Origin of the sequence: Stenotrophomonas thermophila (assembly GCF_001499715.1) — a bacterium.
GTDB lineage: Bacteria > Pseudomonadota > Gammaproteobacteria > Xanthomonadales > Xanthomonadaceae > Stenotrophomonas > Stenotrophomonas hibiscicola.
Genome location: NZ_CVIW01000064.1, coordinates 97,411 through 118,257, shown reverse-complemented (window position 1 = coordinate 118,257; position 20,847 = coordinate 97,411). Strand labels below are relative to the sequence as shown.

At 67.6% G+C, this 20,847-nt stretch carries 22 protein-coding genes; 12 read left to right on the top strand and 10 right to left on the bottom strand.

The genetic code is table 11. The annotated features are described in order from the left end of the window. Positions 1–34: 34 nt before the first annotated feature. Positions 35–919: a LysR family transcriptional regulator gene (locus tag BN1263_RS19770; protein ID WP_058983610.1), complete on the top strand. Its 885-nt coding sequence runs from the start codon at positions 35–37 to the stop codon at positions 917–919. A gap of 126 nt (positions 920–1,045) precedes the next feature. Here the strand turns inward: BN1263_RS19770 and BN1263_RS19765 are convergent, their stop codons facing one another. Continuing rightward, entirely contained in the window at positions 1,046–1,462 is a 417-nt protein-coding gene (locus BN1263_RS19765) for a VOC family protein (protein WP_058983640.1), read from the bottom strand. Between the two features lie 126 nt (positions 1,463–1,588). Between BN1263_RS19765 and BN1263_RS19760 the strand changes: the two genes are divergently transcribed. The 6 genes from BN1263_RS19760 (at position 1,589) to BN1263_RS19735 (ending at position 6,800) form a co-directional block, all read left to right on the top strand. Continuing rightward, positions 1,589–2,266, top strand: coding sequence for an SMI1/KNR4 family protein (locus tag BN1263_RS19760; protein WP_058983608.1), 678 nt, complete (start codon positions 1,589–1,591; stop codon positions 2,264–2,266). Between the two features lie 240 nt (positions 2,267–2,506). Next, positions 2,507–2,782 (top strand): formaldehyde-responsive transcriptional repressor FrmR, encoded by a 276-nt coding sequence (gene frmR / locus BN1263_RS19755; RefSeq protein ID WP_005411009.1) that lies wholly within the window; start codon positions 2,507–2,509, stop codon positions 2,780–2,782. A 58-nt stretch (positions 2,783–2,840) separates the two neighbouring features. Continuing rightward, positions 2,841–3,950: an S-(hydroxymethyl)glutathione dehydrogenase/class III alcohol dehydrogenase gene (locus BN1263_RS19750; RefSeq protein ID WP_058983606.1), complete on the top strand. Its 1,110-nt coding sequence runs from the start codon at positions 2,841–2,843 to the stop codon at positions 3,948–3,950. Between the two features lie 8 nt (positions 3,951–3,958). Continuing rightward, on the top strand, positions 3,959–4,318 hold the full coding sequence (locus BN1263_RS19745) for a YqcC family protein (RefSeq protein ID WP_058983604.1): 360 nt from the start codon (positions 3,959–3,961) through the stop codon (positions 4,316–4,318). Between the two features lie 63 nt (positions 4,319–4,381). Further along, positions 4,382–5,212: an S-formylglutathione hydrolase gene (gene fghA / locus BN1263_RS19740; protein WP_058983602.1), complete on the top strand. Its 831-nt coding sequence runs from the start codon at positions 4,382–4,384 to the stop codon at positions 5,210–5,212. Between the two features lie 142 nt (positions 5,213–5,354). Next, positions 5,355–6,800: a GGDEF domain-containing protein gene (locus BN1263_RS19735; protein WP_058983601.1), complete on the top strand. Its 1,446-nt coding sequence runs from the start codon at positions 5,355–5,357 to the stop codon at positions 6,798–6,800. A gap of 154 nt (positions 6,801–6,954) precedes the next feature. On the opposite strand, the gene BN1263_RS19730 is transcribed toward BN1263_RS19735, so the two are convergent. The 5 genes from BN1263_RS19730 to BN1263_RS19710 all read right to left on the bottom strand — a co-directional run bounded on the left by BN1263_RS19730 (position 6,955) and on the right by BN1263_RS19710 (position 11,751). After that, positions 6,955–7,293, bottom strand: coding sequence for a hypothetical protein (locus BN1263_RS19730; protein ID WP_005414449.1), 339 nt, complete (start codon positions 7,291–7,293; stop codon positions 6,955–6,957). Positions 7,294–7,370: 77 nt separating this feature from the next. After that, positions 7,371–8,312, bottom strand: a complete 942-nt coding sequence (locus BN1263_RS19725; protein WP_058983598.1) for a DegV family protein — start codon at positions 8,310–8,312, stop codon at positions 7,371–7,373. A 93-nt stretch (positions 8,313–8,405) separates the two neighbouring features. Next, a complete protein-coding gene (locus BN1263_RS19720) occupies positions 8,406–9,038 on the bottom strand; it encodes a 2-hydroxychromene-2-carboxylate isomerase (RefSeq protein ID WP_058983596.1) in 633 nt (210 codons plus the stop codon). Between the two features lie 20 nt (positions 9,039–9,058). Continuing rightward, complete coding sequence (locus tag BN1263_RS19715; protein WP_058983594.1) at positions 9,059–10,342, bottom strand: amidohydrolase family protein; 1,284 nt, start codon at positions 10,340–10,342, stop codon at positions 9,059–9,061. After that, a complete protein-coding gene (locus BN1263_RS19710) occupies positions 10,342–11,751 on the bottom strand; it encodes an amidohydrolase (RefSeq protein ID WP_058983592.1) in 1,410 nt (469 codons plus the stop codon). The genes BN1263_RS19715 and BN1263_RS19710 overlap by 1 nt, the downstream gene beginning before the upstream one ends. Before the next feature lie 158 nt (positions 11,752–11,909). On the opposite strand from BN1263_RS19710, the gene BN1263_RS19705 reads away from it, so the two are divergent. Beyond that, a complete protein-coding gene (locus BN1263_RS19705; protein ID WP_058983588.1) occupies positions 11,910–12,686 on the top strand; it encodes an AMP nucleosidase in 777 nt (258 codons plus the stop codon). A gap of 43 nt (positions 12,687–12,729) precedes the next feature. Beyond that, on the top strand, positions 12,730–13,269 hold the full coding sequence (locus BN1263_RS19700; RefSeq protein WP_049421811.1) for a DUF924 family protein: 540 nt from the start codon (positions 12,730–12,732) through the stop codon (positions 13,267–13,269). A gap of 108 nt (positions 13,270–13,377) precedes the next feature. On the opposite strand, the gene grxD is transcribed toward BN1263_RS19700, so the two are convergent. Beyond that, entirely contained in the window at positions 13,378–14,304 is a 927-nt protein-coding gene (grxD, locus tag BN1263_RS19695; RefSeq protein ID WP_026347276.1) for a Grx4 family monothiol glutaredoxin, read from the bottom strand. A gap of 59 nt (positions 14,305–14,363) precedes the next feature. Here grxD and BN1263_RS19690 point away from each other — a divergent pair, with 59 nt between their 5' ends. Continuing rightward, entirely contained in the window at positions 14,364–15,143 is a 780-nt protein-coding gene (locus tag BN1263_RS19690; protein ID WP_058983586.1) for a polysaccharide deacetylase family protein, read from the top strand. A gap of 100 nt (positions 15,144–15,243) precedes the next feature. On the opposite strand, the gene BN1263_RS19685 is transcribed toward BN1263_RS19690, so the two are convergent. The 3 genes from BN1263_RS19685 to BN1263_RS19675 are packed head-to-tail and all read right to left on the bottom strand — an operon-like array spanning position 15,244 to position 17,863. Then, positions 15,244–15,963, bottom strand: coding sequence for a class I SAM-dependent methyltransferase (locus BN1263_RS19685; protein WP_058983583.1), 720 nt, complete (start codon positions 15,961–15,963; stop codon positions 15,244–15,246). Between the two features lie 4 nt (positions 15,964–15,967). Further along, entirely contained in the window at positions 15,968–16,585 is a 618-nt protein-coding gene (locus BN1263_RS19680; RefSeq protein ID WP_058983581.1) for an SGNH/GDSL hydrolase family protein, read from the bottom strand. Between the two features lie 3 nt (positions 16,586–16,588). Next, a complete protein-coding gene (locus BN1263_RS19675; protein WP_058983579.1) occupies positions 16,589–17,863 on the bottom strand; it encodes a pyridoxal phosphate-dependent aminotransferase in 1,275 nt (424 codons plus the stop codon). Positions 17,864–17,977: 114 nt separating this feature from the next. Here BN1263_RS19675 and rsgA point away from each other — a divergent pair, with 114 nt between their 5' ends. Beyond that, a complete protein-coding gene (rsgA, locus tag BN1263_RS19670; RefSeq protein WP_058983577.1) occupies positions 17,978–19,087 on the top strand; it encodes a ribosome small subunit-dependent GTPase A in 1,110 nt (369 codons plus the stop codon). A gap of 123 nt (positions 19,088–19,210) precedes the next feature. Continuing rightward, on the top strand, positions 19,211–20,464 hold the full coding sequence (locus BN1263_RS19665; RefSeq protein WP_058983574.1) for a flavohemoglobin expression-modulating QEGLA motif protein: 1,254 nt from the start codon (positions 19,211–19,213) through the stop codon (positions 20,462–20,464). Positions 20,465–20,847 lie beyond the last annotated feature (383 nt).

The following is a 20,847-nucleotide window of genomic DNA, read 5'->3' as shown; positions in this document are numbered from 1 at the left end:
ATCGGCATGATTCATCAAGTAAAACTGCACAATCATGGCCACTGACAACCTTTCCCACCTGGCCGCGTTCGCGGCGGTTGCCCGCCACCGCAGCTTCCGCCGCGCCGGTGCCGAGCTGGCGCTGTCGACCTCGGCGGTGAGCTATGCGATCCGCGCGCTGGAAGAACGACTGGGCGTGGGCCTGTTCCACCGCACCACGCGCAGCGTGGCCCTGACCGAGGCCGGGCAGCGCCTGCTGGAGCGCTTGCAGCCGGCGCTGGGGCAGGTGCATGACGCGCTGGAAGAAATGAACCACTTCCGCGCGGCCCCGGCCGGCCTGCTGCGCCTCAACGCCACCCGCGCGGCGGTGGCAACCCAGCTGCGACCTCGGCTGGCGCGCTTCCTGCACGCTCACCCCGATGTGCGCGTCGAGCTGACCGAGAACGATGGCCTGGTCGACATCGTCGCCGAGGGCTACGACGCGGGCGTGCGCCTGCATGAGTTCGTGCCGGAGGACATGGTGGCGGTGCCGATGGGGCCGCCGCTGCGTGGGCTGATTGTCGGCTCGCCGGATTACCTGCGGCGGCATCCGGCGCCGCAGCATCCGCGCGACCTGGCCGCGCATGAATGCATCCGCTTCCGCTTTGCCAGCGGCCATCTGTACAAATGGCAGTTCGAGCGTAGCGGGCAAGCGCTGGAGCTCGACGTGCCGGGCCGGCTCACATTGAGCGAGCAGGGCACCGTGGTTGGCGCGGTGCTTGATGGCATCGGCCTTGCCTACGTGCTGGAAGACACCGCGCGGCCGTATATCGAATCCGGCCAGATGGTGGCGGTGCTGGAAGACTGGAGCGAACCGTTCGCCGGCTTCGCGCTGTACTACCCGAAGCAGCGGCAGATGCCCGGCGCGTTGCGCGCGTTCGTGGATATGCTGCGGGAGTGAGGTGCTTTGGTTTGCATCCACGCATGGCGTGGATCTACTGCCGAACGACAGCCTCCACGCGTTGCTTGAAGCGGATCAGTAGTTCCGCGCCATGCGTGGATTGGCGCCTGCGGCGCAGCCGGCAATTCATTCGACCAGCGCGTCGTAGCCTTCGCCACTGAACTGGATCAGGCAGAAGCCGTGCCCGAACGGATCGGCCAGCACGGCGATACGGCCCCAGCGGCGCTCGCGCACCGGTTGCTCGAGCATCGCCCCGGCCGCGACCGCACGCATCAACGCGGCATCAATGTCTTCCACCACCCAGTCCAGGTGCAGCGGGGTCCAGTGGCGCTCGTAGTCACGCACGTCGCCGTCTTCGGTGGCGGCGCTGCCAGCCTCGTTCTGCAGCAGGTAGAGCGGTGTTGGCCCACCGACCAGTTCCACCGCGCCGGTACCGAGCCGACGACCGATGTGCAATCCAAACGCGGCCAGGTAGAACGTTTCGGCGGCGGCCAGGTCGGGTACGTCGATGTTGACGATGAAGTTGCGGGCAGTCGCATTCATGGCAGTGATTTCCAGCATCCGGTGGTTGCAGTCTAGTCCCGCCACCTGCTGCTGCCGGTTCATCTCCTGCGCGGATTCGGGCAAGCTGGGCGACCTCTATCGACAAGGACATCCATGAGCGCGCTCATGAGCGCGCTATCCGACATCGAACAGGTCACCGGCCAGGCCTTCCCGCCCCTGTTCAAGCAGTTGCATGCAGCAGGCCGGTTGAGCTGGGGCAGTCCGCATCCGGAATGGTCCGAGGTGGTGTTCCCGACGCTGCAGGCGGATCCGCCGGTGCTGCTGTACGCCCAGGACTACGAGCCATTGGAACACGACGAACTGCTGGAGGCGTGGCAGGAGCTGACCGCCGAGGATCATTACAATCCCCTGCGTCCTGACCTGCAGCTCCTGCCGTTTGCGCGGACCGGCGGCGGCGACAGCTACTGCTTCTGGAGCAACGCGCCCGGTGTTGCCGAGCCGCCCGTCGTGCTGGTGTGGCATGACGATGATCGTGCCGATGTGCTGGCCGCCAACTACCAGGATTTCCTGTTCCGCAAGATGGTTGAAGCGGTTGCCGACTACCAAGCGCCGTATACGCTGCTGTCGCACGGCGAGCTGGCCGGCAATCTGCAGCGCTGGCTGCAGTCCCACCAGTCCTTCCTGCGCGGCGACCAGTACGCAGCCCTGCAGCGGCTGTTCGCCCGTGTTGACGATATTGAGGAAGGAAACATCAGCGAAGATGATGCACAGGCCATCGTCGCTGAAGTGATCGGCTTCGAGCGATTGGACGAGTCGTTCGCCTACGTGCGCGAGGATGCCTGAACCCGGTAGGCCGGAGCGCCGCCATCGGTCGTGCTCCAGCTACCTATCATCGAATGACCAGATGACATGGGCCGGCGGCAGCTGGGCCAGCTCGCGGCGGATGACGTGCATCCAAGGCAACGCGGTGGCTGCATCTGGTTTCTGCAGGCACCCGGCGTAGAGCTGCCAACCAGGCCTTTTGCATAGACCCCTCTGTTTGTATATATACTATCCCCCAGTATAGTTCAGAGGTGGCCCGCCATGCCGCACTCCCCCGAAGAGAAGAAAAAGGTCTTGGCCCGCGTGCGCCGCATCCGCGGCCAGTGCGATGCGCTGGATCGCGCGCTGGAAGCCGGCGCCGACTGCGGGCCGGTGCTGCAGCAGATCGCCGCCATCCGTGGCGCGGTCAACGGCCTGATGTCCGAGGTGATGGAGGCCCATCTGCGCGAGGAGTTCGGCCAGCCCGCTGCCTCCGACGAGCAACGCGCCGAACGCGTGCGCGACATGAGCGCGTTGATCCGCTCCTACCTGAAATAAACGACGGCGCAACATGGCGCCGCCCATCCTGTCATTGCCTGCCCCTGGAGAAGCCATCATGAAGTCCCGTGCCGCCGTCGCCTTTGGTCCCGGCCAGCCGCTGCAGATCGTCGAGATCGACGTCGCCCCGCCGAAGAAGGGCGAAGTGCTGGTCAAGATCACCCATACCGGTGTCTGCCACACCGATGCGTTCACCCTGTCCGGCGATGATCCGGAAGGCCTGTTCCCGGTGGTGCTGGGCCATGAAGGTGCGGGCATCGTGGTGGAAGTGGGCGAGGGCGTGACCAGCGTCAAGCCGGGCGACCACGTGATTCCGCTGTACACCGCCGAGTGCGGCGAATGCCTGTTCTGCAAGAGCGGCAAGACCAACCTGTGCGTGTCGGTGCGCGCCACCCAGGGCAAGGGCGTGATGCCCGATGGCACCAGCCGCTTCAGCTACAACGGCGAGCCGCTGTATCACTACATGGGCTGCTCGACCTTCAGCGAGTACACCGTCGTTGCCGAAGTCTCGCTGGCGAAGATCAATCCGGAAGCAAACCCGGAACACGTCTGCCTGCTCGGCTGCGGCGTCACCACCGGCATCGGCGCGGTGCACAACACCGCCAAGGTGCAGGAGGGCGACAGCGTGGCGGTGTTTGGCCTGGGTGGCATCGGCCTGGCGGTGATCCAGGGCGCGCGCCAGGCCAAGGCCGGCCGCATCATCGCGGTGGACACCAATCCGTCCAAGTTCGAACTGGCGCGCGAATTCGGTGCCACCGACTGCATCAACCCGAAGGACTTCGACAAGCCGATCCAGCAGGTCATCGTCGAGATGACCACCTGGGGCGTGGACCACAGCTTCGAGTGCATCGGCAACGTCAACGTGATGCGCGCGGCGCTGGAATGCGCGCATCGTGGCTGGGGCCAGAGCGTGGTGATCGGCGTGGCCGGTGCCGGGCAGGAGATCTCCACCCGCCCATTCCAGCTGGTGACCGGGCGCAAGTGGATGGGCACCGCTTTCGGCGGCGTGAAGGGACGCAGCCAGCTGCCGGGCATGGTCGAGGATGCGATGAAGGGCGATATCGAACTGGCCCCGTTCGTCACCCACACCATGGATCTGGACAGGATCAACGACGCCTTCGACCTGATGCATGAAGGCAAGTCGATCCGTTCGGTGGTCCATTACTGAGCCGCAGCGTGGGCTGGTTCGATGCCCTGCGCCGGCCGCGTGCGGAAGACCCGCGCGCGGCCCTGGTGGCGCCGATCGAGCAGGCGTTGCGTGCGCTGGGCTGGGTCGACGGCGAGGTGGGACCACCGCGTGCGGTGACTTCGGCCTTCGGCAGCGACGATGGCATGCCGTTCGAGCAGTGGCTTGCGCAGGTATTCCTGCCGCGCCTGCACGAAGCCCGCGCCGACGGCCAGTGGCCACCGCGCAGCGACGTGGCGGTGGCGGCGTATCGCAACCTGGACGGCCAGCCTGGCGTCGAATCGTTGCTGCGCCTGCTGGCACAGCTGGATGAACTGATCAACCAAGGCATCCACGCCGGGCGTGGATAAGCCGACCAAGGTCGGCATCTACCAGAAGCACGCGTGCGCTGACGCGCCGCGCAGGAGAGCACCATGGAACGCATTGAACACCGCGCCTGTTTCGGCGGCTGGCAGGACGTCTACCGCCATCATTCGACCACGCTGGGCTGCGACATGCAGTTCGCCGTGTACCTGCCACCGCAGGCGGAAACACAGAAGCTGCCGGTGCTGTACTGGCTGAGCGGCCTGACCTGCACCGAGCAGAACTTCATCACCAAGGCCGGCGCGCAGCGTTATGCGGCCGAGCACGGTGTGATCATCGTCGCGCCCGACACCAGCCCGCGCGGTGATGACGTGGCCGATGTCGAGGGCTACGACCTGGGCAAGGGGGCAGGGTTCTACCTCAATGCCACCCGCGCACCGTGGGCGAAGCACTACCGCATGCATGACTACGTGGCGCAGGAGCTGCCGGCGCTGATCGAGGCGAACTTCGCGGTGACCGACGCGCGCGCGATCAGTGGCCATTCGATGGGCGGCCATGGCGCGCTGGTGATCGCGCTGCGCAACCCCGGGCGCTATCGCAGCGTGTCGGCGTTTTCGCCGATCGTCGCGCCCAGCCACGTGCCGTGGGGGCAGAAGGCCTTCCATGCCTATCTGGGCGACAACCCGGCCGACTGGGCGCAATGGGATGCCTGCGAGCTGATCGCTATGGCTGACGAGCGCCTGCCGCTGCTGGTCGACCAGGGCGAGGCGGACGAGTTCCTGCAGACCCAGCTGCAGCCGCAGCGCCTGCAGCAGGCCTGCGCGGCCGCCGGCCATCCGCTGACCCTGCGTCTGCAGCCGGGCTACGACCACAGCTACTACTTCATCGCCAGCTTCATCGGCGAGCACATCGCCCACCACGCCCGCGCCCTGCAGGGCTGAGCGCGTTCCGGTGGTGCCGGCCAGCGGCCGGCACTACCATGGCGGCGCACGCGGAGTGTCGTTTTGCCGCAGTGGATCACGCCGCTGTGGCATGCCGGCGCGCTATGGTGCGGCCATACGGCCTTGCGGATCGGGGGGATGCATGCCGGTAGTGCTGGCGCTGCTGTATGTGCTGTGCCATGGCCTGGTGCTGGCCCTGTGGCCTGGCCCCGCCGGGGTCGGCTCCTTCGTTTTCCTGACCGGCGCCCCGTTGCTGGCGGCGGCCGCCTGCCTGTGGCGGGCCCGCCGCGACCGCGCGGCACTGGGGTGGCGCGCCACGGCATTGGCACTGCTGCTGTGGGCCGGCGGCATGGCGTTCAACATGATCGACGCCTTGGGCGCCGGGCGTGCTGATTTCACCCCGCGCGCAAGCCTGTTCCTGTACGTGCTGTATGGCGTGCCCCTGGTGTTCATCCTGGCCCGGGCACGCCGCGAGCGCCTGAGCATCAGCCTGATCGACGCGGCGATGGCGGCGCTGCTGGGTGTGCTGTTCTTCGTGCACACCGCATCGTTCGCCGCCCGTGTCGAGGTCGACGCCCATGCGATGTCCAACATGCAGCACATGTTCGATATCCAGAACCTGTGTATCGCCGCGTTCGCCGTGGTGCGATGGCTGGCCGGCGACGTGCCCGAACGGCGCAGGTTCTTCCGTGCACTGGCGTTGTACGCACTGGCCTATCTGCTGGTGGCCTACTACATCAACCACTACACCTCCGATGATGCATTCGGTGCGTTCAACGATCTGCTGATCGACGTACCTTTTCTGCTGATCGCCTGCCTGGCGCTGGAAACGGCGCCGGACACAGGCACTGCGGCACACCCGCGGCTGGCGAGGACGGTGCAGGCCGCTGGTCCGATGATCCTGCCATTGCTGCTGCTGGTGGTCGGCACGCTGGTGGTCGATCATGCGCGGCCGTTGGCTGTTGCGGGCTTCGTCGTAGCCACCCTTGGCTTCGGCCTGCGCAGCGTCCTGCTGCAGACCGATCTTCTGGAACGCCAGGCAGCACTGGATCAACTGGCGCGGCAGGATGGCCTGACCGGCGTGGCCAACCGCCGCGAGTTCGACGCACGGCTGACGTCCGAGTGGAATCGCGCACGGCGCAGCGGCACCGAGCTGGGCCTGCTGCTGGTGGATATCGACCACTTCAAGGCCTTCAACGACCAGCACGGCCATCCGGCCGGTGATCGTTGCCTGCAGGCGGTGGCCGGGGTGCTGAAGGCCATAGCCAGTCGCGGTGGTGACAGCGTTGCGCGTTATGGCGGTGAAGAGTTCGCCGTCATCGTGCCCGGAAGCCCATTGTCGGGCGTGCTGGCGCTGGCCGAGCGGCTGCGCGAAGCGGTCGAAGCGCTGCCATTGCCGGAAGGCCCGGTCAGCATCAGCGTCGGCGTGGGTTACCTGCATCCGCCGGCGCTGGCCAGTGCCGATCAGTTGCTGGCTGACGCCGATGCCGGCCTGTATGCCGCCAAGCGGGCTGGCCGCAACCAGGTGATCCTGCATGCGCACGTGCTGGATGACGAGGGCAGCACGCACGGAACGATGGACTGCTGAGCGGACCAGCCCGTCACGCGCTGCTGCCCATTGCCGCCAAACCGCCTCATCCTGTTCGGCCAGGCCAATCCGGTTCGCCGCTGGTCGTACAGAACCAGCCTGTTGGGCGTGCCGCCCGTCCAGCGACATCGCGCTGGGTAGTGCCGGCCTGGCCTCACCGCACGTCGCGAAGTTCCCAGTGGCTGCCGGCCAGCAGGCGCAGGCGCTGCTTGAACACATCGCTGTCGATGCGGGTGGTGGCCACCAGGTTGATGCGCAGGTCTTTCTGCTCGCCGGTCACGGTGGCGTCCGGATCGGTCACGCCCCACTGCGGTTCCACCGCGTCCGGGTCGGGCTGCTTGGCCTTCCAGCGCTCGAACAGCGTGCCGCTGCGCAGGGCATCCTGCAGCTCTTCGGCGAAACCGGCGGCGCCCTGCGAGTGGAAGGACAGGTCAGGGTCATTGCCACGGGCCTTGGACGGGTCTGGTAGGCTGATGTGGTACTGCGCAGGCATGGCGTTCTCCTTGAAGTGCGGCAAGACTGGCACAACCGCAGTGGAATCGATGTGCAGATTCCGGCCGTGGCCAGCGCTCATTCGAACCGATGCGGCCCATCGGCGAAGCCTACGGTGACCGCGCCCTTGCCGACGTTGACCATGCCGGTCAGGCTCATCACCGATTCGTACACGGTCACGCCATGGGTGGCGCAGACCTCTTTCAGCTGTGCATAGCCGGGCAGCGTGCGCAGCTCGTCCAGTTCTCCGCCGTAGCTGACGCACACCGTCGGTGTCATCAGCCCGGCACGCACGCGCTGGCCGACCACCGCGAACAGCTTCTGCACGGCATTGTCGAAGCCCTTGATCTTGGCCACCGGCCCGGTCTCGCCGCGGTAGCCGTGCAGCACCGGCTTGATGTCCAGCGCGCTGCCCAGCGCCGCACTGAGCAGGCCGACACTGCGGTCGCCCTTGTGCCGCGCACGCGCACGCATGTAGTACAGGTCACGGGTGACCATATAGCCGTGCACGTTGCCGGCCAGTTCCTCCAGCCGCTCGCGGATCTGCTGCACGCTGGCGTTGCTCTCGCGCAGGCGCACGGCTTCCACCGCCGTAACCGCCTGCGCCGCGAACAGGTTCTGGGTATCGAGCACGCGCAGCGCGAACGGTGAGTTGTAGCCTGCCGCCTGGCGCACCGGCTTGTAGTCGTTGAGGATGGCGAAGCTGGCCTGCAGCGCGTTGTCATGGATCGGGCTGCGGGTCTTGGTGATGGTCATGCAGAACACGTGGTCGTAATCGATCACCAGCTGCTGCAGGAACAGGTCGCGGATCTGGTTGACGCTGAAGGGAATGGTTTCCGCCTCGGCGCCGTGTTCGGCCACGTGCGCGTGCAGGAAGCTCAGCGTGGCCTGCTCATCGCGGTGATCGGCCAGCACGGCTTCGCCGATGCGGACGGTGATCGGCAGCAGCACGATGTTGTGCTCGGCAATGAAGTCCTGCGGCAGGTCGCAGGCCGAGTCGACTACGATTCCGATGCGCATCCGCGGCTCCCCTCCAGGGCGGTTGTAGGTTCGGAAACGTGAAATCTATCTCAAAACCAGAGCCCGCGCCCGAGGGAAAGGCGTCACCCCTGTTCAGCGATCGCGCTGCACCGCCATCGGCAGCCTGTCCAGGCGTTGCCATTCGGGCTGCTGCAGCAGGGCGGGATCGGCCAGCACGGCCGCCATCAGCGGATGGGCGTCGTTGCCCCAGAACAGTTCTTGGTCGATGGCCAGGGTCGGGACCCCGAACACCCCGGCGCCGATTGCGGCCTCGGTGTTGCGCCGCAACTGTTCCTTGACCGCCGGGGCGGCGATGGCGCTGGCGACATCCTCGATGCCCAGCTGCGCACCCGGTTCGCGCAGGGCTTCGGCGCTGTCACCGGCATGGCCGTCGCGCCAGATCCAGTCGAACAGCACGTCCACCGCCTGTGCGCTGGCTCCGGCGGCCAGGCACAGGCGCAGCGCCGACAACGGATTGAACGGATGGCCGGGCGGGAAGCGCATCGGCGTGCCCTCGGCCTGCGCGGTCCATTGCAGCTGGCGGTACATGAAACGGCGCTTGGCCGGAATCTCGGCCGGCCCGAGATTGCCCAGGTGATGCAGCACCGCGCCGAAGGCGATCGGCACGGTCTGGATCTGCGCGAACTGCGGCAACTGTTTCAGCTTCTGCCAGTGCAGGTAGGAGTAGGGCGAGACGAAGTCGAAGTACCAGCGCAGGGTGGCCATGGTGGTGTCCTTCAATGCGGTCAGGGCTGCGCATTGCGCTGCAGGTAGCGATCACGCAGGTCGGTCTGGCGCGAGCGCATCGGCATCGCACGGCCGCCCAGCCAGACCTGTTCGGCATAGTGCGCCACGTCCAGCGGGTCGCCTTCCCACAGCACCAGGTCGGCGCGCTTGCCGGGCTCGATGCTGCCGATCTGGTCGGCCACGCCGAACGCCTGTGCGGGTACCCGGGTCAGCCCGGCCAGACCGTCGGCCCAGGGCAGTCCATTGGCCACGGCATTGCCGGCCAGCTGGCGCATCTTGCGGGCGTTGTGCGAGGCGTCGCCACGCTGCACGAACGAGACCGCCACGCCGGCCCGTTGCAGGCGTGCCGCATTTTCCAGGGTTGCACCGATCTGGTCGAAGCTGGCCGGCAGGTTGGACAGCACGTCGACGAACACCGGCACCTGCGCGGCGGCCAGCTCCGGTGCCAGCTGCCAGGCTTCGCTGCCACCGGCGATGGCGATCTTCACCTTCTCGCGGGCGGCCCAGCGCAGCAGCTGGCGGATGTCGGAGGCGCGATCGACCTCCACCACGATGCGGCCGTGGCCGGCCAGGTAGCGGCCCAGCGTGCGGCGCCCGGCCGGGGTCAGCAGCGCATGCGGTGAGTCCGCGGCGACCTGGCCACGCGCCTCGTCCACCATCTGCTGCAGCAGCATCCATTGCGCCGCACGCGAATGCCCGGTCAGTTCCACTGCGGCCGACCCCAGGCGCAGGAACAGCGCGCGCGGCCCGAGGGGATCGGCGCTGCCGTCTAGCCGCATCACGCCGCCCTGGCCAGCGACGAAGCCGCCACCGGTGGCGGCCCCCAGGGCGGTGAAGCCGATGCCGTCCAGGCGCGCCACCGGGATCAGCACCGAGGCCGGGTTGTAGGCCAGGGTGACATCGAATTCGGGGCGCAACGGTTGTTCGCCGATCTTCAGCGTGCTGTCGACCGTGCTCGCTTCACCGGAGACTTCTTCGATGCCGATCTCGGTGATGCCCCCGAACAGCGCGGGTGTCAGCGGGCGGCCATTGGCCTCGACCACCAGGGCACCAGCCGGCGCGGACAGCCCGTTGCCCACCGCGCGGATGATGCCGCCCTGCACCAGCACGTCCGCGTTCTGCAGGCTACCGCGTGCGCTGGCAGTGTGCACCGTCGCATTGCGCACCAGAAGATCCTGTGCCTGCGCGGATGCGCAGATGCAGGCCAGCACCACGACAGTGGCGCCGAGGCATGCCCGGCTACCCTTCGCGGCAGAATCCGCCAACTGCTTGAACACCTTCATCAGCGGACCTCCTGGCCAAGCTGGAAATCAGAACGCGGCGTCGTTGCCGGCGCATTGCGGTCGTACAACCGGCGGCCGTCGATGAAGACCTGCTCGGCCAGCGCGTAGGAACTGAAGGGGTTGCCGTTCCAGACCACCACATCGGCCATCTTGCCCGCCTCCAGAGTGCCGGTCTGGCCTTCGATGCCCAGCGCCTTGGCGGCGTTGGCAGTCATCCAGGTGATGGCGTGCTCAGGGGTGATCTCCGGCATGTGGGCGCGGCGTGCGGCGGCGATCACCTTGGCTGCTTCCTGGTTCAGGCGCTGGATGCCTTCCGGTGAATCGGAATGGACGACGGCGCAGCTGTTCTTCGGCCGGTCGACCAGCGCGATGTTCTCGGGAATGCCGTCGAAGGCTTCCATCTTGAAGCCCCACCAATCGGCCCAGAGTGCACCGCAGACGCCGTCGGCGGCCAGCCGGTCGGCCAGCTTGTAGGCCTCCACGCCATGGTGGAAAGCGGCCACCTTGAAGCCGAATTCCTTGGCCAGGTCGAGCATGGTGGCCATCTCGTCGGCGCGATAGCAGTGGATGTGCACGCGAATGTCGCCTTCGATCGCGCCGGCCAGCGTGTCCAGCTTGAGATCGCGCTTGCCGCCGGCATCACCGGCGCTGTCGCCCTTGTCGCTGCCGAACCAGCTCTTGCGCTTGGCCGGCTTGGGCTTGTTCCTGGCGATGTAGTCGGCGGCATCGATGAAGGCGGCACGATAGCCGGCCACGTTGCCCATGCGCGTGGCCGGGGTCACGCCCTTGCCCTCGCCATAGACCCGCTTGGGGTTCTCGCCGCACGCCATTTTCAGGCCCCAGGGCGCACCGGGAAACTTCATCGCCTGGTAGGTGATGGCGGGGACGTTCTTCAAGGTCACGCCGCGGCCACCGACCAGGTTGGCCGAGCCCGGCAGCACCTGCATGCTGGTCACGCCGCCGGCCAGCGCGGTGGCGAAGCCCGGGTCCTGCGGCCACACCGAATGTTCGGCCCAGACGTTGGCGGTGACCGGTGCGGTCATCTCGTTGCCGTCGCTGTGCGCACCGACACCCGGGCTGGGATACACGCCCAGGTGCGAATGCACGTCGATCAGGCCCGGAGTGACCCACTTGCCCTGTGCATCAATGCGGGTGACAGCGGCATCGGCCTGCAGCTGGCGGCCGACGGCAACGATGCGGCCGTCGCGCAGCAGCACGTCGGCGTTGTCCAGGCGCTGGCCGGTGCCGGTCAGCACGGTGGCGTTCTGGATCAGTACCGGCGCATCGGGATGGGCCTGGTAGGTGCTGGGGTAGGGATCGGTGACAAAGCGCGACGCCCCCACCGCAGGCGCCGTGCTCAATGAAAGCAGTGCCAGTGCCACTCCGGCGCGCAACAACGACGATGCCATGCAGTTCCCCTCGCAACGTGATCCAGTCGCCGACGCTAGCCGGGCGGTGGTGGGCTTGCCAAGTGACCTTCTTCACAGGTGCATCGGCAGTGCCTCGACGGGGCCGCCCGGCTGGCTGAAAATAGCCGGTTCCCACGTCGTGCACCGGACCACCGCCCATGAAGAGCAAGCAGGAAATCGTCGACAACTGGCTGCCCCGGTACACCGGCGTGCCCTTGGACCAGTTCGGACAGCACATCCTGCTGACCAATTTCGGCGGTTACCTGCACACCTTTTCCGAGTTGACCGGCGCGCCGGTCATCGGCCTGGACCGGCCGATGGCCAGTGCCACCATCGACGGCATCACCATGATCAACTTCGGCATGGGCAGCCCCAATGCCGCGATCATCATGGATCTGCTGTCGGCAGTGATGCCCAAGGCGGTGCTGTTTTTGGGCAAGTGCGGTGGCCTCAAGCGCAAGAACCAGCTGGGCGACCTGGTGCTGCCGATCGCAGCGATCCGTGGCGAGGGTACCTCGGGCGATTACCTGCCGCCGGAAGTCCCGGCGTTGCCGGCGTTCGCGCTGCAGCGTGCGGTGTCCACCATGATCCGCGACCGCGGCCACGACTACTGGACGGGCACTGTCTACACCACCAACCGCCGGGTGTGGGAACACGACGAGGGCTTCAAGGAGCGGCTGCGGGCGATGCGCTGCATGGCCATCGACATGGAAACGGCTACGGTATTCGCCGCCGGCTTTGCCAACCACATCCCCAGTGGCGCGCTGCTGCTGGTGTCGGACCAGCCGATGATCCCGGACGGGGTCAAGACCGAGGCCTCCGATGCCAAGGTCAGCTCCCAGTTCGTGGAAAACCATATCCAGATCGGTATCGAGGCGCTTAAGCTTATCCGGCGCAACGGCAAGTCGGTCCGCCACCTGCGCTTCGACGAATGATGATGAAGGCCGGACGCGGGGCGTCCGGGCCTGGGAGTAGGTAATGGACGTTGCCGCGCAAGTGGTGGAATTCTGGAAGGAGGCGGGCCCTGCGAAGTGGTTCGCCCGCGACGACGCGTTCGATGCGCAGTTCCGCCAGTTGTTTCTGGATGAGCATTTCGCCGCCGCCTCGCGCGCGCGCGAACATTGGCTGGGCAGTGCCGAAGGGGCGCTGGCCCTGATGCTGCTGCTCGACCAGTTCCCACGCAACTGCTTCCGCGGTACCGCCCATTCCTATGCCACCGATGGCCTGGCCCGGCACTACGCCATGCGCGCCATCGAGGAAGGCCTGGACCTGCAGCTGGTGCCGAAGCTGCGCGCCTTCATCTACCTGCCGTTCGAGCACTCCGAGGATCCGCTGGACCAGGACCGCTCGGTGGCGATGTTCGACGTGCTGGGTGACAAGGAATACCTGCAGTACGCCGAACTGCACCGCGACATCATCCGTCGCTTCGGGCGCTTTCCGCACCGCAATGCCGTGCTGGGCCGCATCCCCACCCCGGAAGAACTGGATTACCTGGCCGAAGGTGGTTTCGCCGGGTAGATCCACGCCAGGCGTGGATGCAGAAAACGCCGGCGAATGCCGGCGTTTTCTGTACTGGAGTCAGAGCCGCTTCCTGCGGAAAGGGCTCTGACCCCATGCTGCGGCCGATCAGTACTTCGGCACGCCGTTGTCGACATCTTCCGACCAGGCATTGATGCCGCCGGTGACGTTGAACACCTTGGTGAAGCCCAGCGCACGGAACTGTTCGGCGGCCTGCGCGCTGCGGCCACCGTGGTGGCACATGAAGGCCAGTGCGGTGTCCTTGGGCAGGGCTTCCAGCTCGGCACGGCCGTTGCCGTCGAAGGTCTTGAACGGCACGCCCACCGCAGCGATCTCGCGCTCGTCGGCCGGGCGCACGTCCACCAGGGTGATGTTGCCGGCACGCACCAGGTCGTCGGCATCGCGCACGCTGATTTCCTGCACCGGCTTGGGCGCATTCGGGTTGTCGATGGCCAGGCCCTTGCCGCGGATGTCGTCCACCCAGTCGATGGTGATGCCGTTGGCGCGACGCGCGCTGGCCAGGTCGAACTGCACGCGCAGGCCGTTGGACTCGGCGGCGATGGCGCTTTCGTCGTGGGGGGCCAGCTGGAAGTTGGGCTGGAAGCGGGCGTCGATGGTCAGCTGGAGGGCCGCGCCCGGGGCATCGGCCAGCGCGCCCTTGAGCATTTCCACGGCCGCCGGCGTGACGGTGATGCTCGGCGGGGTACGGTCCGGTGCCGGCAGCCCCAGCACGCTGCTCAGCTCGCCGCTGGCGGCCATCTGCAGCACGATGTCGCTGCCGCCGACCAGTTCGCCGTCGATGTACAGCTGCGGAATGGTCGGCCAGTCGCCATAGGCCTTGATGCCTTCACGGATTTCCTGGTCGGCCAGCACGTTGACGTGGGCGAACTCGACGCCCAGGTCCTGCAGGGCGCCGACGGCCTTGGCCGAGAAACCACACTGCGGCATCGACGGCTGGCCCTTCATGAACAGCACGACGCGGTTGGCGTTGAGGATGGATTCGATGCGCGAACGCAGGGCGGGATCGAGGGACATGGACGTCGGGGTTCCGGGAATTCGAATCATCAATTCTACCCCTCATGGCATCATGGGGGATGAGCAACGCAGGAACATTGCATCGCATCCCGACCCGGCCCTGGCGCTGGCTGCCCTGGCTGGTGGCGTCGCAGCTCGGCGTGATCCTGGTCTGGGTACTGGCCGGTTGGCATTGGGGGTTGCCGCTGATGGTGGCCAGCCACGCGCTCTTCCTGGTGCCGGTTTTCCTGCCCAACAGCCACTTCTACGCACCGGTGCTGAGCCGGGTACCGGAGGCCGGCAACAGCGTCTGGTTGACCATCGATGACGGTCCCGGCCCGGAGACCCGGGCCGTGCTCGATCTGCTGGATCGCCACCAGGCACGTGCCACGTTCTTCCTGGTCGGCGAGCGCGCGCTGGCGCAGCCGGAGCTGGTGCAGGAGATCCTGCGCCGGGGCCACGACTTGGGCAACCACAGCCACAGTCATCCACAGGCGCGCTTCTGGCGGCTGGGCCCGGCAGCGATGCGTGCCGAGATCGAGGGCTGCCAGCATGCGCTGCAGGCGGTGGGCGGTCGCCCGGTGCGCTGGTACCGCTCGGTGGTGGGCATGACCAATCCGTTCGTGGCGCCGGTGTTGAAGGCGCTGGGACTTGTGCGCGTGGGCTGGAGCGCCCGTGGCTACGACGGTGTCGGCTGCACGCCGGAGGGCGTGCTGTCGCGGCTGCTGCCGGACCTGCGCCCGGGCGCCATCGTGCTGCTGCATGAGGGGGCCGCCCACGGCCACAACCTGGCGATCATCGAACGCGTGCTGCAGGCGCTGGACGAGCGGGGGCTGAAGGCGCGGCTGCCGGTTCCGTAACGCCGGGCCCTGGTGGTGTAGAGCAGCCGAGCATGGGCTCGGCGCTACAAGGGTTGGCGATCATCCTGTAGCGCAGCGCCGGCACATGCTGCACTCGGCGCTACAACGCGGGGCGTTCGGCCACCAGCAACCAGCTGTTGAACGGCGTGCGTCCATGCAGGGGGCGCGGCGCCGTCACTTTCAATCCGGCCTCGGCCAGTGTCGCCTGCAGCACCTGCGGGTCGGGGTAGTGGCGCGGCCGCGTGCCCATCCAGCCGACCAGCCAGGCCAGCCGGTCCGCCACCCGCGTGGTGCGGTCGCGGCCATCGCCGGTGGCCAGTGGCGTGCGCAGCAGCAGGCGGCCGCCGGGAGCGACCCGCATACTGGCCTCACGCAGCAGTGCCTGCTGTGGGCCCGCGTCCAGGTACTGCAGCACATCCAGCAGCAGCACATGCCCGGCCTGCGCCGGCAGCGGCGCCTGCACGTCCAGGCAGTCGAAGCGCACAGCGGGCAGGCCGGTGGCGGCACGCTGGGCGCGGGCGATCTTGCCGGCATCCACGTCCACGCCCAGGTAGGGCTGGGAGCCACCGCGCTGGCGCAGCACGTGGGCGAACAGGCCCAGCCCGCAGCCCAGGTCCAGCACGGGTTGCCCGTCGCCAGGCAGGTGCTGCAGCACGCCGTCATACAGCGGGTCGCTGCCCAGCTTGCTGCGGGTGTAGTAGTAGTCGCGGCGGCTCGCCCAGGCGTGCGCGGGGCGGAATGCCTCGGCGATCGCACGGGCCTGCGGTGCGGCCAGGGGAGTGCAGGGCAGGGGCGGGCCGTTCCGTGGCGTGCCGTCCATCGCCTCAGCCCGTTCCGCCGAGCAGGTGGGCGGCGACCGGCAGCGCGCGCGCGCTCCACAGCGCGTACATCCGTGCTGAAGGGTGCAGGCCGTCGTCGGCGATCATCGCCGGGTTGTCGCCCTGGTCACGGCTGATATCGGTGATGTCGACGAAGGCCACGCCCTGCTGGGTGCTGATCACTTCGGCAGCGGCATTGAACTCGTCGGTCTCGATCTCGATCGCGGTCAGGTCACGGCCGCTGCCGATACCAAACGGGGTTGCACCCCAGTCCGGGAAGGACAGCACCAGCACGCGCCCGGCATCACCGCCGGCGAAGCCGATCGCCCGCTCCAACAGGGCCCGGAACTGGCTGCGGTATTCGTCCAGCGGACGCCCGCGGTACTGGTTGTTGACGCCGATCAGCAGGCTGACGAAATCGAACGGCCCCTGCGGCGCGGCCGCATCGATGCCGGCATCGAGTTCGTCGGTGGTCCAGCCGGTGGTTGCAATGGTCTGCGGATCGGACAGCTCAATGCCCTGCGCACGCAGGGCGGCGGCAAGCTGGTGCGGCCAGCGGCTTTCGACGGCAACCGCTTCTCCGATGGTGTACGAGTCGCCCAGCGCCAGGTAGGACAACGCCACGGCTCAGGCCACCGAACGGCGCGGCTTCAGCGGCACGACCTTGGTGGCGTCCTCGGCGCGGCGGGCCAGCACCCGGTCGATGCGTGCGAACACATCGCGCATGACCGAGGCTTCCGGCAGCAGGGTCACGCGGAAGTGATGGCGGTAAGGCACGTTGAAGCTGGAGCCCGGTACGACCAGCACGCCTTCGTTGTTCATCAGGTCCAGGGCGAAGGTGTGGTCGTCGAAGCCCTTGGCGGCGGCACCGACCACGGCCGGGAACGCGTACAGCGCGCCGGCCGGGGCAACCAGCGACAGGTGTTCGCTGGCCTCGCAGGCCTCGATCACCGCGCGCCGGGTTTCATACAGACGGCCGCCGGGGGCGCACAGCTCGGAAATGGTGTCCGGGCCGTTCACTGCCGCGTCGATGGCGTACTGGCCCGGCACGTTGGCACACAGGCGCAGCGCGCTCAGCAGGTCCAGCGCGGCGCGGAAATCGCCCAGGCGTGCGTCATCGCCGCTGAGGTGGGCCCAGCCCACGCGCCAGCCGCAGGCGCGGTGCACCTTGCTCAGGCCGCTGAAGGTCAGGCACGGATGGTCGCCGGCCAGCGGCGCGACCGGCTGGAACACCGCGTCGTCGTACAGGATCTGGTCGTAGATCTCGTCGACCAGCAGCAACAGGTTGTGGCGGCGCGCGATCTCGACCACGCGCTCCAGCAGTTCGCGCGGGTAGCTGGCGCCGCTGGGGTTGTTCGGGTTGATCAGCACGATGGCGCGGGTGCGCGAGGACACCAGCGTCTCGATCTCGGTCGGGTCGGGCTGGAAGCCGTTTTCCGGCGCGCAGCGGTAGTACACCGGGCGGCCGTCGTTGAGGATGGCCGCGGCCGACCACAGCGGGTAGTCCGGCGAGGGCACCAGCACTTCATCGCCCGGGTTCAACAGCGCCCGCAGCGACAGATCGATCAGTTCGCTCACGCCGTTGCCGACGAACACCCGGTCCGGATGCGCATCGGGCGCACCGCGGCGCGCATAGGCGGCGGCAATGGCTTCGCGTGCGACCGGCAGGCCCTGCTGGTGGGTGTAAGGGTCGGTACGGCCCATGTCATCGGCAATCGCGCGCTGCAGGTGCTCGGGCGCACGGAAACCGAAGTTGCCCGGGTTGCCGATGTTGAGCTTGATCAGCTTGCGGCCCTGCGCCTCCAGTTCCCGGGCTCGCCGCGCCAGTTCTCCGCGGATTTCGTAGCGCACTTCGGAAAGGCGCTCGCGGATGGCCAGGGGCTTGGGCGAGGTGGTGGACATGGGAGCTGGGCCGTCAAAAGGCATGGGGCTTCCATCCTACCGGAATTGCTGCACTGCATGGCAAGGGCTCCGGGCCCGCCATTGCTGGGCTGGCAGAGCGTCGGCACAGGTAGAATGGCCGCGATGACCCAGACCCCCGATTTCATCGCCCTGCAGACCATTGGCTGGCCCTGGCCGGGCCCGGCGCAGCAGGCCGACTGGCAGGCCGCGATGGCCACGCATCCGCAGGCCCGCCCGGCGCGGGTGATCGAGCAGCACCGGACCCACTACGTGGTGGCCGATGGCCCGGATGCGTCGATCAAGGCCGAGTCGCTGCCGGAATGGCAGCGCCCGCGCTTCCCCAGCCATGAGCGGCCTGCGGTGGGTGACTGGGTGCTGCTGGACGGCATCCGCATCGTCGCCCTGCTGCCACGTCGTTCCGCGATCAAGCGAGGCGCGGCAGGCGAGCATTACCACCAGCAGGTGATCGCGGCCAACATCGACACGGTGTTCATCGTCTGTGGCCTGGATGCCGACTTCAATCCGCGCCGCATCGAGCGCTACCTGCTGCTGGTCGGCGGTGGCGGTGCCGAACCGGTGGTGGTGCTGACCAAGGCCGACCAGACCGAATACAGCGAGGACGCGCTGGCGGTGCTGGAAGAACTGGAGATGCAGGGCATCGCCTTGCATGCGATCAACGGCCTGGACGCCGACAGCGTGGCGGTGCTGCAACCCTGGCTGGGCCCCGGCCGCACGGTGGTGCTGGTCGGCTCCTCCGGTGCCGGCAAGTCCACGTTGACCAACACGTTGCTCGGCGAGCAGCGGATGAGGACCAACGCGGTGCGTGCCAACGATTCGCGCGGGCGCCACACCACCACGCACCGCGCGCTGATGCCGCTACCGACCGGTGCCTGCCTGATCGACACCCCCGGCATGCGCGAGCTGAAGCCGACCGGTGAAGAGACGCTGTCCGAAGGCGGCTTCGCCGATATCGAAGCGCTGGCCGCACAGTGCCGCTTCAACGACTGCAAGCACCAGCAGGAACCGGGCTGTGCTGTTCGCGCAGCGATCGACGCGGGCGAGATCGAAGAAAGCCGGCTGCTGAACTACTTCAAGCTGAAGGAAGAAGTGGCCGTGGCCGCAGCGAAGCTGGCGGTCCGCCAGGCCGAGACCGCGCAGGAACGCGGCGGCAGGAAGGGCAAGGGCCAGCAGTTCCGGCCGGCGGGGAAGCCGCGTAGGCGTTGACAGTGCAGCCGAGCGTGGGCTCGGCTCTACAAGAGGTGCATCCCGGGACACCCTGTAGCGCCCGAGCCAATGCTCGGGCGGCGGCACACCGCGCCGGGCACGGCAGGGCGTTATAGTCCGCGCATGGAACCGACTGCGACGCTGGACCGTGACGTGGCCCACCATGCAGCGCTCGATGCGCGCCTGGTCGAGGCCGTGGGGGGCATCCGCCTGCTGGGCCTGACCAGCTGGCCGGCCACGGTGCAGGCCCCGTTCCTGGAAAGCGTGGCGCGCGGCCAGCCGGTGCTGCCGAAAGTGGATTACCCCCGGCTCGACTTCAGCGAGGAGCGCCGTGCGCTGGCCGCGATCGCCGGCGACTGCGATGACAGCCACCCGCTGGGCCACTATGTGCAGCAGTCGGCGCAGAGCTGGGATCTGGCCGCGCAGCTGTTGGAGGGGCTGGGCACTGCGGCAGTCGATACCTGTTCGGTGCAGCTGTTCGGCGCACCCGAGCAGCCGCTGCCGGGCAATGGTCCGAGCACGCGCGACGCAGCGCGCCACTTCATCCAGATCGCTACCGAACTCGATCACGAACTGCTGGCGCCGGAAGAGCAGGTACCGGTCTCGGCCATTGCCCTGCAGCTGCAGCTGCAGAACGATCTGGATGCGTTCTTCGAATCGCGCATCATCCAGGTTCAGCTGGATCCGGAGCTGGTGTCCAAGGCCGCTGCCGGTCCGACCCGCATCCGCCTGCGTACCAGCGCGCGCTTCAGCGCTTACGACCGCGCGCAGCTGTTCCACCATGAAGCGCTGGTGCATTCGCTCACCGCATTGAACGGTCGCGGCCAGCCGGTATTGCCCAGCCTGGCACTGTCCTCGCCACGGGTGACGGCGACCCAGGAAGGGTTGGCCACGTTCGCCGAGCAGATCACCGGCAGCATCGACATCGAGCGCCTGAAGCGGATCAGCCTGCGCACCGAAGCGATCGCGATGGCACGCGAAGGCGCCGACTTCATCGAAGTGTTCCGCTATTTCTGCGATGCCGGGCAGAACCCGGAGGAGAGTTTCGCCTCGGCACAGCGCGTGTTCCGTGGCGTGCCGCCCAATGGCGGCCTGGCGTTCACCAAGGACACGGTGTATCTGCGCGGGCTGGTGTCGGTGCATACCTTCTTCCGGCACATGCTGGCCGAGGACCGCCTGCAGGTCTGCCGCTGGTTGTTCGCCGGCAAGATGAGCCTGGCCGATGCGATCGCGTTCGCGCCGTTGTTCGAGGCTGGGGTGCTGAAGCCACCGCGCTGGCTGCCGCATTGGGTGAGCCGGGCGAACGGGCTGGCCGGGATGCTGGCGTTCTCGCTGTTCGCCAACCGGATACGGATGGACCAGCTGGCGCCGGAATGAAATGCGTTGGCGGGATGATGCGCTGGCGCCTCGATGGATATCGCTGGGCGGCGGTGGGGCACCCTGGCCAGGACACGCCGTAAACCCATCCATGGGGGCTCGATCGGCGCATCCATGCGCCTCACGGTCCTGGCCAGGGTGCCCCACCGCCGCCAGACAGTTTCCCGCGCGGGCGGCAGCACATCACCGCGCCGAAGGGATTGCGCTTGAAAAGCAAAGAGCCGGGCAATGCCCGGCTCTTTGCTTTTGCTCTTCTTTGCCTTCCGCACCGTGGCGCGGGAAGCCGTCGAGCAGGGTCGGATGGGCCGGCGCAGGACCGTTGGCGCCATGGATGGCGCCATCGAGCCCCCATGGGTGAGGGCGCTTTGCTTGCGAAGCACTGC